Origin of the sequence: Chlamydia sp. 16-02, assembly GCF_042235055.1 — a bacterium.
Taxonomy (GTDB): Bacteria; Chlamydiota; Chlamydiia; order Chlamydiales; family Chlamydiaceae; genus Chlamydia.
The window spans coordinates 491,832-506,639 of sequence record NZ_CP114172.1; the positions used below are offsets into that span (position 1 = coordinate 491,832).

Genomic DNA, 14,808 nt, shown 5'->3' on the forward strand with positions numbered 1-14,808 from the left:
CATGTTGAAACTGAATAAGTTTAAAACTCCTTTCTATGGAGATCTTTTTCAACGAGTTGTTGTACACTCGTTGGTTCTTACTTTCCTAGTACTTCTTCTTTATAGTTCTCTATTTCCTGTGACATCTTTTGCTTTAGGATTTATCACAGCTCTTTGTAGTGCTGTAGGAACTTATGAATATGGAACCATGGCAAAAGTTAAGATGCACTATGCTTTCCGTTTATATAGCGCCATAGGATCTTTCATTTTTGTTTTAACCAGCTTTATTGCGATTCGCTGGCATCATATATTTCCTGGATTTATTTCTACCATCCCCTGGTGCTTCTTATTTGTTTGGATAACTATTAACGTCTTTAGATCCAGAAAAAATAAATGTGGTCCCTTAGAGACTTCAGGTATTACTTTGTTTTCTATGCTCTATGTGGGTATTCCTGTGCGTCTATTCTTACATATCCTTTACGGATTTATTCATACGGATGAACCGTTTTTAGGTGTTTGGTGGGCATGTTTCCTTATTGCCACAACAAAAGGAGCGGATATTTTTGGTTATTTCTTTGGGAAAGCATTTGGTCAAAAGAAAATTACTCCAGAAATCAGCCCACATAAAACTATTGTTGGTTTTGTTGCAGGATGTTTAGGAGCTACATTAATCAGTGTGGCATTCTTTTTGCAAATCCCTACACGATTTTCGAATTACATCACTATGCCAAGTATTTTAATTGCCTTAGGAGTGATTTTAGGAATTAGTGGATTTTTTGGAGATATTATCGAATCTATTTTCAAACGCGATGCTAAAATTAAAAATAGCAACCAACTAAAAGCCGTAGGCGGTACTTTAGATACCCTAGATTCTCTATTACTTTCTACCCCTATTGTGTATATTCTACTTCTGATTACACAAAAGTCCATGTTTCTAAGATGATTATTACAATAGATGGCCCCTCAGGAACGGGGAAAAGCACAATAGCAAAAGCTCTCGCTAAAGACTTGAATTTTAACTATTGCAATACAGGCGCAATGTATCGCGCTTTAGCCTACACACACTTACAAGAATTTTGGAAAGATCTATCAATCCAAGAACTTATAGATAACCCACCGTTTTCATTTTCATTTATTTCAGGGCAACCTTTGGAAGCTTTTCTAGATGGGAAACTCTTATCCGCACAACTAGGAACTCAAGAAGTAGCCAATGCAGCATCCAAACTTTCTCAGCTTCCTGAAGTACGCTCTTTTATGCATAGGCTCCAAAGAAAATATGCAGAATTAGGCAATTGTGTTTTTGAAGGCAGAGATATGGGTTCCAAGGTTTTCCCTGATGCTGATGTAAAAATCTTTCTCACAGCAAATGCGGAGGTAAGAGCTGCACGAAGACTAAAAGATCTACCAGAAAACTCTCTGTCAAAAGAAACTTTACATGCTGAACTTGTAAAGCGTGATGAAGCAGATAGCCAACGCGCCCATGATCCCCTGGTCATTCCTGAAGGTGCTATCATTTTAGATTCTTCAGATTTGACAATAAGCCAAGTTCTAGAGAAAATTTTAACTTTAGTTTTCCCGAAATTGCCATGATATTTACAGTTTGTAAATTCCTTACCAGAGTTGCTTTTACCCTACTTTATAGACATAAGGTTTATGGGGTAAAAAAGAATCTTGTTAAAGGAGCCGCTATCATTGCTTCTAATCACAATTCCTATTTAGATCCTATAGCTCTAAATTTATCTGTTCGTGGTTGTCTACATCATCTGGCACGCTCTACATTATTCAGCAATCGATTTACAGGGTGGTTGCATAAAGAATGGGGGTCTTATCCCGTTAAAAGAGGCGGAGGCAACTCCGCAGCATTTAAAGCTGCTTTTGAACTCTTCAAAAAGAAGAAAAAGCTTATTATTTATCCCGAAGGAGAACGCAGCCCGACAGGCGAGCTGCTTCCTGGGAAAGTTGGGGTTGGGTTAATAGCTATTAAAGCTCGCGTTCCTGTAGTTCCCGTCTATGTTGGGGGGACTTATGAAATTTTTAATCGTTATCAAAAGTTCCCTAAAATTTGGAAAACCGTTACCTGTGTTTTTGGTACACCGCTAACTTTTGACGATTTGATTGATAATCACACTCTAAACTCTAAAGAAGCTTATCAAATAGCTACTGATAGAATCATGAGTAAAATAGCTGAGCTAAAAACTTGGTATGAAAATGGCTGTATAGGAGAGGTCCCTTAACTACATATGACTCTGCTGTCTTATTTATCTTCTCTATGTCGAGAAGCAACTCTATTAGCATTTCCTCAAGTAGACAACATTTCTCCCGATATTACTCAATCTACAAAAGATCATTTTGGTCATTATCAATGTAATGATGCGATGAAACTCGCTCGCACATTAAAAATGGCTCCCAGAGCCATTGCTGAATCCATTGTCAATCACATTCCTAAAGAGATTTTTGCTTCTATAGAAATTGCTGGCGCAGGTTTTATCAATTTTACATTTTCAAAAGAATTTCTAAATAAAAGTCTGAAAATATTTTCTGAGGATTTATCTGCAGGATTTCGTGTTAAATATCCCCAAAAAGTTGTTATTGATTTTTCTTCTCCAAATATTGCTAAAGATATGCATGTGGGACACCTACGCTCCACAATTATAGGAGATTGCTTAGCACGTGTTTTTGCTTTTGTAGGCAATGATGTTTTACGCTTGAATCATATTGGTGATTGGGGAACAGCTTTTGGCATGTTAATCACCTACCTTCAAGAAGAATCTTCCGAAGATATAGAGAATCTCGAAGATCTAACAGCATTATACAAAAAAGCGCATGCCCGCTTTGCTGAGGATGCAGAATTTAAAAAACGCTCACAAACAAATGTTGTTGCTTTACAAGCTGGAGATCCTGCCGCTTTAAAATTATGGAAGCAAATTTGTGATATTTCTGAACGAGCTTTTCAAAAGATTTACAATGTTTTAGATATTGCTATCGAAAAACGGGGGGAATCTTTTTATAATCCTTTCCTTCCTGAAATTATTCAAGATTTAGAAAGCAAGAATCTCATTACTATTTCTGATAACGCAAAATGTGTTTTCCATGAGGGCTTTTCCATTCCTCTAATGGTGCAGAAAAGCGATGGAGGTTATAACTATGCGACTACAGATTTAGCTGCTATGCGCCATCGCGTAAAAAACGACGGTGCCGATAAAATTATCATTGTTACCGATATGGGACAATCCCTACATTTCCAACTTCTCGAAGCTACGGCATTAGCCGCAGGCTACCTGCCTAATAAAGAAACCTTCTCCCATGTAGGTTTTGGTCTTGTTCTTGATTCTGAAGGGAAAAAATTCAAAACTCGTTCTGGAGAAAATATAAAACTCAAAGAGTTGTTAGATACTGCTATAGATCAAGCAAAAGCTACCTTAAGAGAACACCGTCCAGAAATGTCTGATGAAGAGATTACAACACGTGCTCCTATTTTAGGTATTAACGCAATTAAATATGCAGATCTCTCTTCTCATCGCGTGAGTGATTATATCTTTTCTTTTGAAAAAATGCTGCGTTTTGAGGGTAACACTGCAATGTTCCTTCTTTATGCTTACGTACGTATTCAAGGAATAAAACGGCGTTTGGGAATTGAAAAATTAGACTTAAAAGCAACGGCAAGCATTCAAGAACCTTCTGAAAAAGCCTTAGCTTTAGCACTATTGCGCTTCCCTGAAGCCATTGATCTAACTCTGAAGGAACTCTGCCCGCATTTCCTAACTGATTATTTATACATGCTTACAAACAAGTTCAATGCCTTCTTTAGAGATTGTCATATTGAGGGGTCCTCTCATCAAAAAGAACGTCTGTATCTTTGTGCTCTTGTTGAAAAGACCCTAGCTGCAGGCATGCATTTATTAGGATTGCAAACTTTAGACAGATTGTAAATTAAGAAGCTACAGGATCTAAAGATAGTAAATGGATCTTTGCTCCTAACGAACTGAGTTTCTCCACCCAATTATAATATCCACGATCTAATAATTGAGTATTTTCTATTAAGGACGGGCCCCCGTCAGCAATAAGCGCAGCCATAATGTAGGCAAACCCTGCTCGCAAATCAGGAATAACAAGATGCGAAGCTTTCAGAGGTGTCATACCATGAATTACAGCACTATGAGGAAAATTGCCTGTAGCATAGCGACAAGCTTTTGAGCTTAAACATTGATAAAATAACTCACAATTGGCTCCCATCCGTTGTAAACCTCGTAAATAGCCTAAGCGATTCTCGTGAACAGTTTCGTGAATTACCGAAGATCCTTCTGCTTGAGAGAGAAGAACAGAAAATGGTTGTTGCCAATCAGTGAGGAATCCGGGATGTACATCTGTTTCTAAGACAACACCTCCTTTTAAAGGTTCATTATAGAAAAACTCGATCCCAGTTTCTGTAACTGAAAATCCTCCACCTATCGATCGTAAAGTTTTGAGGAAAGGAATCATCAGATCTTGCTCAGCATTTTCCACTAAAACACGACCGCCAGTAAGTACCGCTGCCATACCAAATGAGGCTGCTTCTATCTTATCAGGAATTATCCAATGATCGATCTCATAAAAATCATCGCAACCGAAAATTTCTATAGTTCTATCATTATCTGTAGTGATCTCAACACCGGCTTTTTGTAAAAATAAAATAAGATCAAGGATTTCCACTTCTAAAGCAGCATTTTTAATGATCGTTCTTCCCTGAGCACGTACTGAAGCCAAGATTAAATTTTCTGTAGCTCCTACAGAAGGATAAGGAAGAGTGATATAAGCTCCTACAAGACCTTTAGGAGCAGAAGCTTGATATCCATGCCCATCGTAAGCAACTTTTGCTCCCAGCTGCTCTAAACCCTCAAAATGAAAATTCAGGGTCCTTTCTCCAATAGCATCTCCCCCAACACACGGGACAATAACACCTTCGGGACAACGCGCCAGCAAAGCTCCTAATAATAAAATCGGGATACGATTTACCCTAGAAAATTGTGTTGATACCTCAGACATGTGAATCTTAGGTGTGTGAATTTCTATGATTTCTGCTTGCTTATCCCAATGAATTATAGACCCTAAAGATTCGCATAGCTCAACTGTCAAACGTACATCACCAATATCAGGAACATTACGCAAAATACATTTGCGATCGGATAGTAGCGAAGCAACAAGCAACTTAGTTGTAGAGTTTTTAGCTCCAGACACGCGTACTGAACCTTGCAACACACAACCACCAAAGACTTCTGCTGCCGTCATTCCTTGCTCCTTGTCACCTTTTTCCAATCATCTTAAAGAAACGTTAACTCTCCCTAGCGTTATTTTCCATGCAAACTTTTCATTTTTTTAAAAAACAAAGGTCTTTTATTCACAACAATTAAAAACTATTAAAAACGGAAGTTAGTTTATTAACTAAATAAAAACTCGAGATATTAATAAATAATTTGTTTTACAATCTAATTAAATTAGAGTTTTTTTATTTAGTTGTTAAATCATGACTAGTCCTATTAATAATCCGTCTACAACGAATGTCACGACTACTACGACATCAACTCCTGTAGTAACGACATCTACATCCTTTGGGGGTCACGTTGTATCTACCACAGGGACTGGAGCTTTAGAAACAACTGCACAAGCTGTTAATACAACAGCAGAACAAGCGGTGGCTCAGGCAGAATCCGATACGGGATCGGTGATTTTTACAACTCAAAGAGATGTAACTACAACAGCTCCAACTACAGGAGGAGCTGCTGCGACAGCTACAGCAGCCAGCCTATTAGGATCTCGTATTCTTGGAACAGGAAGAGCAAGAACCGATAGTACATCAAGTAGTAGTAGTGATAGCAGTGTCTCCGATACTTCAAGCGCATCTTCAACTCAAGATACCGGAGCTACAGGAGGAGCAGAGGGACCCGAAGAACCTTCTTCTGATGTAGATTTGGGAGATCTTGCTGGTCTGCGAGGTTCAGAAGCTGCCGATGGTGCTGAAAGAGCTATGGGTCCTGGCGGTCTACCAAGTATGACCCTCCCGAAATACGATCCAACAGATAAAGCTTCGATTATCAAATTCCTATCTGAACCATCTGTACAAGCAAAATTACAGACTAAAGCTAACCATATTGTTTTTATGGATGAGGCCAGGGGAAGCTTTATTTTCGTAAGAAATGGTGACTGGAATACAGCGGAGTCTATAGCTATAACTAACGGAAAAACAAAAGAGCCCATCACAGATGTTAAAGATTTAGAAACATGTATTGCTAAATTCTGTGTCGGCTATGAATCCATGCAGGCTGATTGGTCAAATAATATTCAACCACGTATTGCAGGACAAACTGGAGAGAAAGGAAATTACGATCACCTACTTATGAGCATGAAGTTTAAAACTACTGTGCTCTACGGTCCTTGGAATGCTAAAGAATCTAGCAGTAATTACACACCTTCAGTATGGCGTCGTGGTACCAAGTGTGATTCCGGACCTATCTGGGGTGATGTTGGTGGCTTGAAAGGAATTAACTGGAATAATTTCACCAAACCAGACGAGGGCACAGCATTCTCAAGAGAAACAGCGACACCTGTTCAACCGCAACCTCAACCTGGTCCTTACGCTCAACCTGTTATCAATGTTAACTTAGGGGGCATTAGTACTAGCGTAAACGTTACTGGCGGGACGACGACGACTACAGTCAGCTCCTCAACTACGCCTACCGACACTTCTGGAGATGGCGATCGCGTTACTCATGATCAGGGTGCAGGAGCTGCAGATTTTGACGATGTAGAGACACAAAGTACCAGCACTCAAAATGATCAGGAATTATACTTCGAAAGTGAGGGGGAAGGTGAGGATAGCTTAGCTCCCCTACCTCCTGGTCCTCCTCCACCTCCTGGGCCGCCACCTGCAGCTCAAGGTGGTGTCAATATCACAGGAATGCCAACAGCTACTTTACAGCAAGTATTGACCAATGCCCGTCAGCATTTAGATACCGTCTATGATCAAAATGGTGTGCATCATCAAGGAAACCAAGACCTAGGTACGGTTGTTAGAACATCAGAAGATGGCACATACACGCCTACAGTATTGTTAAATAACAATCAAGGTGATGGTGGACGTGGTGTACAAAGAAGAGATTCTAATAATGACGATGATGGTAATGAATTAGGTAATATCTTAAGCCACGTCCGTCAGCATTTAGATGTTGTTTATCCTGGAGGCGGTAGAGGAGAGCCTATTCCTGTAAATCAGAATCTCGGAGACGTAATTAAAGCTGTTGAATCAGGAAACACACCAAAGCCTACCCAGCCTGAAGGAGTGTTTTTTGCAAGACGTATCAACATTGGTGGTGATAGCTCAACGACAACGCAAGGAACAGGAGGAAATGACGGTGTATTCTTTGCAAAAAGAGTTAACCTTGATGACAATGGAAATATAGTCGGGGATAATTCAAGAACTTCTTCTGGATCACCAGCAAGTAACTTAATGGGTGCTACAAGTGGAGATGGCCCAGGAGGATTAGAACATCTTTTACCCCAGTTGCGATCCCATCTAGATGATGCGTTTGATAAACAAGGGAATCTTATTACTCCCCAAAGAACAAACGTAGGACAGCTCATCAAGGCTTTTCAAGCGCGTACAGGATCCGGAGGTCTTACTGCACCTGTAGCTGCGCAAGCTACAGTAGTCGCTAGTAGTCCTGTGCAACAACAATCTGCAACTGTGACACCTCTTCCTAAAGCACAGACAGCAGAAACAATCGCTACCGGAGGATCCTCTGGTCTTCATGGGGCTGCCAGAGGTGTAGCCAGTAGTTTATCCAATCTATTACAATCTGCGACACCTTCTACGACAAGCACTACGGTAACCTCCCCGGCTCCGGTGCAAGGTACAGCAACCTCCTCACCTGTAGCAGGGACTAGACAAACAGCCGCTCCGGCAACAGGAAGGGCTACTTCGGGGATCCCTCAAGCAGCCGCAAATGTTACAGCAACATTAAACAATGTTGCTAATAAACTCTTACTGTTTGAAAAAGGTACAAGATTACAAGAAGCTCTTGATAGTGCGGATACAGGATCTACACAAGGTCAACAACTATTGAATGCTGCAAGATTGACAACAACACAATTGTCAAAAACATTATCCAAAGTTACGGGAGCTCCTCCACCTCCACCTCAAAGGCGCTCCTAAGCAAAATTCTTAAGGCTTTTCTAATATTAGGAAAGCCTTAGGCCATATTATGATAGACCTCATCGGCATCATCGATTTGTTCTAACCATTCGATTAGAGCAAGATTTGCCTCTCCATCTTTTTCATCACAATCTACGAGACGCAAAGGGACATAAATAAGCTTTTCTTCGGAACATATTACACTTAATGCAATTAATTTTTCCTTCACAGAAGCTAGTTCTATAGGATCGCAAAGTACAATAAAATGCTCGTCATCATCATTATCGAGATCTTCAGCTCCCACATCAATCACATGAGATAATAGAGTAGCCTCATCTATAGAACTCTTAGGAACATAGCAGGCTCCCTTACGAGAAAAGTTATAAAGAACACTACCAGGTTCTACGAGAGACCCTCCACGCTTATTCACAGCAATGCGCATATCAGAAGCAGTACGATTTTTATTATCCGTCATGGCCTCAACAATAATCCCCACTCCTCCATGACCATAAAGCTCATAGGTAACATCTTCGAAATTTTTCTGATCTGCAGAAGACGCTTTTTTCAGGTTTCTTTCGATATTTTCATTGGGAATATTTTGATCTTTGGCTTTTTGTATGACTACGCGTAAACGTGCGTTTGTTTTGGGATCAGGACCTCCCATCTTCACAGCAGCCATTAATTCTTTAATCGTCCGAGAAAAGATCTTCCCCCTTTTATGATCTGCTCTTTCCTTACGGTATTTTGTATTCGCCCACTTACTGTGTCCTGCCATGTTTCCTACCTAATCTTGTTTTATATCCCTGCAATAATACGTAAATATTTGCCTTTTCCCAAGCTACAGCACTCTCATATAGCGGAAAACGTTTCTCGCATTCTTTAAATTTTTTCCCGTGAAAAATTGTTCTCCCTGATGGAGAATATTCACGAGGAACTACGCTATGAACCATTTCATGATAAATAATATATTCCATAAAAAATAACGGAATATCTTCACGATCTAATGAACGGTGTATACGTATTAGTTGTTCTTCTTCATGATAAGATCCTAAAACAATCCTTCGGGCATTTCCTGAGCGTTCTCGACCAAACCATCCGATTTTTAAATTCAAAGAACCTTCAAACAATCTCAAATTGAGATCTTGATATATTCTTTCTAGATCATACACTCTTCCAGGAGTATAATCGATAGGAATAGAAGATCTTACACGAACAGGATTATAGATCCCCAGTAGATTCGTGGAAGAAGACTTAGTGACAAGAAGTGATCGAGAAAATTTTCTAAGGACCCTACGGATTTTCTGAAATGCCATACAATACTAAGACTTATAAAATAGATTTTAGCACAAGCATTTAAAGATCTTTTTCCATAGTAATTTTTGCAAGATAGCCTATCTCATCCTTATAAAAACGCCGTTGTCTTCCTACTTCAACAAAACCAAAACGTTTATACAAATCTATGGCAGGATTTTCCTCATACACCTCTAAATAGAGAATCTCTAAATGAAAACGACTTTTAGCCAAATGGCATAGGTTATTTAACAAAGCTGTTCCTATACCCTTATTTCGATAAGGCTCTCCAACAATAATGGAAATTAATGAATGATGAGACACTTTAATATAGGGATTTAAAATAAGAGTAGCCACCCCAGCCACTTCTCCCTCATACACAGCTGTTAAACTACTGTGATATCGATAAAATCCCACCCAAAAATTTACGCTATCACGAATTTCCGCTTCGGTTTTCAAAGGAAATCCTCGAAGGATCTTAGGATCATTTAACCATTGCTGCATATACACGCCATCACTAGGAAGTGTATAGCGTATTTCTAATCCAGGAACTCCTGTATCTTTGTGCTCTGTCATGAGACTTCTCCATACTCTGCTAAATACGCTTTGACGAAATCATCTAGCAATTCTCCGTCCATCATAGCCTGAACATTACCAGTCTCATGCCCTGTACGCACATCCTTGACCAAAGTATAAGGCTGGAAAACATAATTACGAATTTGCGAACCCCAAGCAATTTCTTTTTTATTTTTTCTATCAAGAAGTTGCTTTTCTAACCGTTCTTGAAGAATCTGTTGATACATTCTTGCGCGCAACATCTTCATACAACTTTCACGATTCTGAATTTGGCTACGCTCACTTTGACAAGAAACAATAATTCCCGTGGGAATATGAGTAATTCTCACAGCAGAGTCAGTAACATTGACATGCTGTCCCCCCGCTCCCGAAGATCGGTATGTATCAATACGCAAATCATTTGGACGGATATCAATTTCTATCTCATCATCAATTTCAGGATACACATCTACAGAAGCAAAGCTCGTATGACGCTTTGCGTTACTATCGAAAGGAGAAATACGCACTAATCTATGCACACCACGCTCTGCCTTAGCATAACCATAAGCATAGTCTCCTGAAAACTTTACGGTGACATGTTTAATCCCAGCAACATCCCCTTCTTGACGATCTATAACCTCGACTTTCCATTGATGTTGGGATGCCCAACGAGAATACATCCTAAAAAGCATTTCCACCCAATCACAAGATTCTGTGCCTCCAGCACCAGCATTGATCGTTAAAAAGCAAGGATTTTTATCGACCTCACCAGACAGCAAACGTTGTGTTTCCCATTCTGAAAGGATATTTTCACAAACAGAAAATTCTTTTTCTAAATCTTCACGAAGTTCGGGGTCTGAAGAGGCTTCACTGTCATTTAAGAAAAAAGTCAGATTATCAATCTTACTTTTGAATTCTTCATAATCGGAAATTTGTCGTTTTAACGAAGCAACACGTTCAGAAATTTTTCCCGCGTTAGCAACATCTTGCCAAAAGTCCTCTTTCAAGGTCTGATCTTCTAGTTTGGCCAACTCTTGTCTCTTACCCTCAAGGTCAAAGAGACCTCCCGGCTAAAGCCAAGCCAGCTACCAGACATTCTAACCGTTTATCTAAACTTTCGTGCATACATGACTCTTAAAAAGACTTAATATTAGGATTCTAGAAAAGCAAAAACAATAAAGTCAACGTGTCCTATTTTTATAAATTTTTCTAGAGATTCTCTCATTATTTCCTCTTATTCTTTATCTCACCAATCCCCCTCCAGATTGCCACTTAAAGCATTAATAAAGAGTAATTGAGGAACGAATTCTGTTTTTTTGTTTTGACGAGAAACCTTCTTGAAAGATAAAAAAGTTGCGATGAAGAGCTTGTGTCTCTTCGTACCACCTTTACTAGGAGTAACCGATGAGTCAAAAAAACAAAAACTCTGCTTTTATGAACCCTGTCAATATTACCCCCGATTTAGCAGCTATCGTTGGCAAGGGACCAATGCCCCGCACTGAAATTGTAAAAAAAGTATGGGAGCACATTAAAAAAAATAACCTTCAAGACCCTAAGAATAAAAGAAATATCCTCCCCGACGACGCCCTAGCTAAAGTCTTTGGTTCTAAAAACCCAATCGATATGTTTCAAATGACAAAAGCTCTTTCCACTCATATCGTAAAATAAAATTAAGAGTTGGCTCTTTTTCAGGATCCTCGTCCTGTAGGACGAGGAGAAAATATATTTATAGTGTTATTGTGGTCTTAGCTTCTTTATCTTTAGCTGCTGCAGTTCCTCTCGCCGCCTTTTCGTGGGCAAATTTCATAGAGCCGAACTGGTTGCAAACATCTTTGTTAATATGGAAGCTGCCTAAAAAGTATGCTCACCTTCATGGGTTGCGCATTGCTCAAATCTCTGACCTACATTTTCACAAATTCGTTCCCAAAAAATTTCTTAAAAAAGTTTCTTCTAAGATCTCACGATTCTCTCCGGATATTCTCTTATTTTCTGGCGATTTCCTTTGCCGAGCACAAATAGAAGATCGTTCGCGATTAGAGGTTTTTTTAAATACTTTACACGCACCTTTGGGGACATTTGCCATTCTTGGAAATCACGATTACCAATCTTATATTTCACGCAATAGTCAGGGAAAGATAGATGTTATTTCCATGAAAAGTAGCCAACCATTAAAACGGGCTTTCGTTTCAATAACCCAAGGACTATTCGGATCTCGAGGTTATGCGTATGCTGAAGGACTTGAAAGACAAGAACCTAATAAAGCGCTCTTACAGTTATTAAAAAATACACCTATCCGATTATTGCATAATGAAAGTCATCTAATTACCGATATGATAAACATTGTTGGTTTAGGAGATCTTTTCGCTAAACAATTTGATCCCGAAAAAGCGTTTATGCGCTATAATCCTTCCTTACCTGGTATTATCCTTTCTCACAATCCTGATACTGTACACCAGCTAGAGCCATATCCTGGAGATATTATATTTTCCGGCCACACACATGGACCGCAAATTTCTATCCCCTGGCCGAAATTTGCCAATAGGATTATGAACAAAATCTCTGGATTAGAAAATCCAGATCTAGCGCGGGGGCATTTCCTCTTCGGAGAAGGGAAAAGGCAATTATATGTAAATCGCGGTCTTGGAGGATTTAAAAGATTACGTTTCTGCTCTCCTCCAGAAATTTGTTGTGTACGGTGTGTATATGGATCCTAAATGTTCTTTGATTTTACTTAGTGGGGGTAAAGGGGAACGCTTCGGAGCAAATCAACCTAAACAATATCTCCCTTTCCAAGGTCAGCCTCTTATTCTACATGCATTAAAAACAGCTCTTCAGATCCCTGAAATTACTGAAATTATCATTGTTTGTGATGCGAACTACCATCATATTTTTGAAGGGTATTCTGTAAAATTCGCTCAATCTGGATCACGTCGTCAAGATTCTGTTTTTTCAGGACTACAACATGTTACTAATCCCTGGGTATTAGTACATGACGGTGTCCGCCCTTTTATCTATCCTGATGAGGTTAGCGAACTTATCGCTATAGCTCAACAAACAGGGGCTGCAACGTTAGTATCTAGTGTTCCCTACACAATCAAACAACGCAATCCTGTAAAAACTTTAAATCGTGACGCCCTCTCCATTGTTCATACACCTCAATGTATAAAGACAGAGATACTGTTAGCAGGTCTTGAGTTTGCTAATAAGGAAGGAATTACCCTGGTTGATGATACACAGGCTGCGGAACTGTTAAATGTTCCCGTATCTTTAGTATCCAATAAACATCCTCAGATAAAAATCACTTACCCCGAAGATTTAACCATCGCTCTTGCCTTGCTATGACACGAGTCGTTCTACTCCTAGCCTATCAAGGAACTGCTTATGCCGGTTGGCAAAGACAACCTAATGATCTCTCTATTCAAGAAGTTATAGAAAACTCCCTAGAAAGAATTTTAGGGAAACGTGTCGTCGTAACCTCTTCAGGACGTACGGATTCGGGAGTTCATGCTTTTGGTCAAGTAGCGCATTTTTCACAACCCGACCATCCACTGTTTTCACAAGTTCGGAACATAAAAAAAATGCTCAATGCTATTTTACCAAAAGATATTGTTGTTCGTGATGTTGTTCTTACTGATGACGATTTTCATTCTCGCTTTGCAGCTATCGCTAAAGAATACCGCTATTCACTCACAAGATCTCAGAAACCTCTTCCCTGGGAACGTTACTTTTCCTATTACCCACGACATCTTTTAGATGTAGATCTTATGCGAAAAGGAACTAAATATCTATTAGGGACTCATGATTTTGCCTCTTTCGCAAATCATGGAAGAAATTATAACTCTACGGTAAGAACCCTATTCAAACTAGAAATTATAGATAAGGGAGAAACAGTAACCATCATCTGTAAAGGGAATGGTTTTTTGTATAAAATGGTAAGGAACATCGTTGGATCTCTTTTAGACATTAGTAAAGGAAAATATCCTCCTGATTACATCCAAGAGATCCTAGAAAAGAAAAACCGTAGACAAGGACCACCAACAGCTCCTAGCTATGCGTTATCTTTGCATCACGTATGTTATCCTAAACCTTATAATTGGTTTTGTACTCCGGAATGTGTAATCAATTCATTAAAAGATGCGAAATAGTGAAAGTCTTTCTCACAAAAATCTTCGTGACTATCTCGAGACAATGGCAAAATCGCATTCACAGCAACTAATGTTGCTGGAATCCCTGTAAGAGCTCGCAGCCCCTTTACACTATCTTCAAAACCTACAACCTTCTCTCCTTCTTGAACAAACGCTCCATAAGCGTGTTGATAACTATCGGGATAAGGTTTAGGACGTTCGTAATCTTCACGAGTTACCCAAAACTGAAATTGATCAAGCACAGGAAGAACCTCTCGAAAACGTTGGACGAGTACTTCTGAGGAATTCGTAACCACACCTATAGTTTTATTTTCAGCTAATAGCAATCCTAGCAAATCTTCAACACCGGGAAGTAAAGAAGGAACCTCAGTTTGTATTAACTCCCTATAGATACGTTCTCGATCATAAAAACACTGTGGGAAAAAAGATTCTGTATTAGGGTACATCTCTAAAAATTTCTGTTTAAAAACTTCTCTTCCCAACATCGAAAATAAGTAATATGTAGAGAAATCCATAGTAACATCGAGTCTATGCTCTCTACATGCCTCTAAAAATGCCCTATAATATAAAGGTTCAGTATCGATAACCAAACCGTCTAAATCAAAAAAGAAAACCTGATAATCATTGATATTCATGGCTATCCTAACCCCACCCTATTATATTTTTTCGCTAATT

Annotated in this window: 15 protein-coding genes; 9 read left to right on the forward strand and 6 right to left on the reverse strand. The window is 39.3% G+C overall.

Annotated elements, in window-relative coordinates; genetic code table 11:
- Window position 1: 1 nt before the first annotated feature.
- The 4 genes from O1W70_RS02015 to argS are packed head-to-tail and all read left to right on the forward strand — an operon-like array spanning window position 2 to window position 3,908.
- Window positions 2–922, forward strand: coding sequence for a phosphatidate cytidylyltransferase (locus tag O1W70_RS02015; RefSeq protein WP_332380674.1), 921 nt, complete (start codon window positions 2–4; stop codon window positions 920–922).
- Window positions 919–1,569, forward strand: coding sequence for a (d)CMP kinase (gene cmk, locus O1W70_RS02020; RefSeq protein ID WP_332380675.1), 651 nt, complete (start codon window positions 919–921; stop codon window positions 1,567–1,569). Before O1W70_RS02015 ends, cmk begins: the two co-directional genes overlap by 4 nt.
- Entirely contained in the window at window positions 1,566–2,213 is a 648-nt protein-coding gene (locus tag O1W70_RS02025; protein ID WP_332380676.1) for a lysophospholipid acyltransferase family protein, read from the forward strand. Before cmk ends, O1W70_RS02025 begins: the two co-directional genes overlap by 4 nt.
- 6 nt (window positions 2,214–2,219) lie before the next feature.
- Window positions 2,220–3,908: an arginine--tRNA ligase gene (gene argS / locus O1W70_RS02030; protein ID WP_332380677.1), complete on the forward strand. Its 1,689-nt coding sequence runs from the start codon at window positions 2,220–2,222 to the stop codon at window positions 3,906–3,908.
- Between the two features lies 1 nt (window position 3,909).
- Here the strand turns inward: argS and murA are convergent, their stop codons facing one another.
- The gene (murA, locus tag O1W70_RS02035; protein WP_332380678.1) at window positions 3,910–5,244 is read right to left on the reverse strand and encodes a UDP-N-acetylglucosamine 1-carboxyvinyltransferase; all 1,335 of its coding nucleotides are present in this window, start codon (window positions 5,242–5,244) and stop codon (window positions 3,910–3,912) included.
- Between the two features lie 235 nt (window positions 5,245–5,479).
- On the opposite strand from murA, the gene tarP reads away from it, so the two are divergent.
- Window positions 5,480–8,164: a type III secretion system actin-recruiting effector Tarp gene (tarP, locus tag O1W70_RS02040; protein ID WP_332380679.1), complete on the forward strand. Its 2,685-nt coding sequence runs from the start codon at window positions 5,480–5,482 to the stop codon at window positions 8,162–8,164.
- A gap of 37 nt (window positions 8,165–8,201) precedes the next feature.
- Here the strand turns inward: tarP and O1W70_RS02045 are convergent, their stop codons facing one another.
- From O1W70_RS02045 to prfB, 4 genes are all read right to left on the reverse strand, one after another.
- A complete protein-coding gene (locus O1W70_RS02045; protein WP_332380680.1) occupies window positions 8,202–8,918 on the reverse strand; it encodes a YebC/PmpR family DNA-binding transcriptional regulator in 717 nt (238 codons plus the stop codon).
- A complete protein-coding gene (locus O1W70_RS02050; RefSeq protein WP_375797309.1) occupies window positions 8,902–9,456 on the reverse strand; it encodes a hypothetical protein in 555 nt (184 codons plus the stop codon). Before O1W70_RS02050 ends, O1W70_RS02045 begins: the two co-directional genes overlap by 17 nt.
- Before the next feature lie 40 nt (window positions 9,457–9,496).
- Complete coding sequence (locus O1W70_RS02055; protein WP_332380682.1) at window positions 9,497–10,009, reverse strand: GNAT family N-acetyltransferase; 513 nt, start codon at window positions 10,007–10,009, stop codon at window positions 9,497–9,499.
- Window positions 10,006–11,113, reverse strand: a protein-coding gene (gene prfB / locus O1W70_RS02060) for a peptide chain release factor 2 (RefSeq protein WP_332380683.1) whose coding sequence is annotated in 2 segments (ribosomal slippage) — window positions 10,006–11,043 and window positions 11,045–11,113 — 1,107 coding nt in all. Because the reading frame shifts where the segments join, the coding sequence is not laid out codon by codon here. The genes O1W70_RS02055 and prfB overlap by 4 nt, the downstream gene beginning before the upstream one ends.
- 279 nt (window positions 11,114–11,392) lie before the next feature.
- On the opposite strand from prfB, the gene O1W70_RS02065 reads away from it, so the two are divergent.
- The 4 genes from O1W70_RS02065 to truA all read left to right on the forward strand — a co-directional run bounded on the left by O1W70_RS02065 (window position 11,393) and on the right by truA (window position 14,133).
- Window positions 11,393–11,656, forward strand: a complete 264-nt coding sequence (locus O1W70_RS02065) for an SWIB/MDM2 domain-containing protein (protein ID WP_332380684.1) — start codon at window positions 11,393–11,395, stop codon at window positions 11,654–11,656.
- A gap of 71 nt (window positions 11,657–11,727) precedes the next feature.
- Complete coding sequence (gene lpxG, locus O1W70_RS02070) at window positions 11,728–12,702, forward strand: UDP-2,3-diacylglucosamine diphosphatase LpxG (RefSeq protein ID WP_375797310.1); 975 nt, start codon at window positions 11,728–11,730, stop codon at window positions 12,700–12,702.
- Entirely contained in the window at window positions 12,692–13,330 is a 639-nt protein-coding gene (ispD, locus tag O1W70_RS02075) for a 2-C-methyl-D-erythritol 4-phosphate cytidylyltransferase (RefSeq protein ID WP_332380686.1), read from the forward strand. Before lpxG ends, ispD begins: the two co-directional genes overlap by 11 nt.
- Window positions 13,327–14,133, forward strand: a complete 807-nt coding sequence (truA, locus tag O1W70_RS02080) for a tRNA pseudouridine(38-40) synthase TruA (RefSeq protein WP_332380687.1) — start codon at window positions 13,327–13,329, stop codon at window positions 14,131–14,133. Before ispD ends, truA begins: the two co-directional genes overlap by 4 nt.
- Here truA and O1W70_RS02085 read toward each other — a convergent pair.
- Window positions 14,076–14,768 carry an HAD family phosphatase gene (locus O1W70_RS02085; RefSeq protein WP_332380688.1) on the reverse strand — a complete coding sequence of 231 codons (693 nt, stop codon included), beginning with the start codon at window positions 14,766–14,768 and terminating at the stop codon, window positions 14,076–14,078. The two genes, truA and O1W70_RS02085, sit on opposite strands and share 58 nt — an antisense overlap.
- Window positions 14,769–14,808: the final 40 nt, after the last annotated feature.

Bases quoted from the DNA above. Each gene is read 5' to 3' on its own strand.
- O1W70_RS02045 (WP_332380680.1), bottom strand. From the start codon at position 8,918: ATGGCAGGACACAGTAAGTGGGCGAATACAAAATACCGTAAGGAAAGA.
- O1W70_RS02025 (WP_332380676.1), top strand. From the start codon at position 1,566: ATGATATTTACAGTTTGTAAATTCCTTACCAGAGTTGCTTTTACCCTA.
- tarP (WP_332380679.1), top strand. From the start codon at position 5,480: ATGACTAGTCCTATTAATAATCCGTCTACAACGAATGTCACGACTACT.
- O1W70_RS02015 (WP_332380674.1), top strand. From the start codon at position 2: ATGTTGAAACTGAATAAGTTTAAAACTCCTTTCTATGGAGATCTTTTT.
- O1W70_RS02085 (WP_332380688.1), bottom strand. From the start codon at position 14,768: ATGAATATCAATGATTATCAGGTTTTCTTTTTTGATTTAGACGGTTTG.
- truA (WP_332380687.1), top strand. From the start codon at position 13,327: ATGACACGAGTCGTTCTACTCCTAGCCTATCAAGGAACTGCTTATGCC.
- argS (WP_332380677.1), top strand. From the start codon at position 2,220: ATGACTCTGCTGTCTTATTTATCTTCTCTATGTCGAGAAGCAACTCTA.
- O1W70_RS02055 (WP_332380682.1), bottom strand. From the start codon at position 10,009: ATGACAGAGCACAAAGATACAGGAGTTCCTGGATTAGAAATACGCTAT.
- O1W70_RS02065 (WP_332380684.1), top strand. From the start codon at position 11,393: ATGAGTCAAAAAAACAAAAACTCTGCTTTTATGAACCCTGTCAATATT.
- murA (WP_332380678.1), bottom strand. From the start codon at position 5,244: ATGACGGCAGCAGAAGTCTTTGGTGGTTGTGTGTTGCAAGGTTCAGTA.
- ispD (WP_332380686.1), top strand. From the start codon at position 12,692: ATGGATCCTAAATGTTCTTTGATTTTACTTAGTGGGGGTAAAGGGGAA.
- cmk (WP_332380675.1), top strand. From the start codon at position 919: ATGATTATTACAATAGATGGCCCCTCAGGAACGGGGAAAAGCACAATA.
- O1W70_RS02050 (WP_375797309.1), bottom strand. From the start codon at position 9,456: ATGGCATTTCAGAAAATCCGTAGGGTCCTTAGAAAATTTTCTCGATCA.